Source organism: Bartonella sp. TT121SHDZB (genome assembly GCF_042193415.1).
Lineage (GTDB): Bacteria > Pseudomonadota > Alphaproteobacteria > Rhizobiales > Rhizobiaceae > Bartonella.
This window is the reverse complement of record NZ_JBHILR010000093.1, coordinates 1-513: the sequence shown is the minus strand read 5'-3', so window position 1 is coordinate 513 and position 513 is coordinate 1. Positions and strand designations below refer to the sequence as shown.

Sequence of the window (513 nt, the reverse complement as noted above, 5' to 3'; positions counted from 1 at the left end):
GTATAGATTATGGTTATAAGACTCTATACCCCTTGTGAGTTTAGCAAGCCAAGTCTATTCAGTTTCTCTAATTTCTAATTTTGGTAGGTTCTTAACGATTTTCATTGTCTCTAAACTTACTGTAATAACCCGCTGAAATAATTCTAGAGGGTAGGCAGGGTTACCAACGGTTTCAACAGCATAACGATTGGCATCATTCACAATACCACTCTTTTTATCTGTCTTAACACATTGACGTTCCATAACCCATTCAAGAGCAGGCTTGCCATTGACGATATACTCATAAGCTTCAAGAGGGATATCTGTCATGATGATATTGCTATTATAAAAAACAGTCGATTTATCCTTTTCCTTATTATTTCCAGCGAATTTCATTTCAGTTACATAATAGAATTTTTCGGGATTAGAGATCTCGGTAACTTTTGGATTACCCTTCTTAAATGTGACTGGATAAGGTTCTACAGTTTCATAATTCACGTGCAAATGACCCAATTCACGTCCTGCTGTTACAAA

The 513-nt window shown here is 35.9% G+C and carries 1 protein-coding gene; it reads right to left on the bottom strand.

What is annotated here, in order from left to right; translation table 11 throughout:
• Positions 1-54: 54 nt before the first annotated feature.
• Positions 55-513: type ISP restriction/modification enzyme (locus ACFIKI_RS08685; protein WP_375666820.1), on the bottom strand; the 459-nt coding region annotated here is incomplete at its 5' end.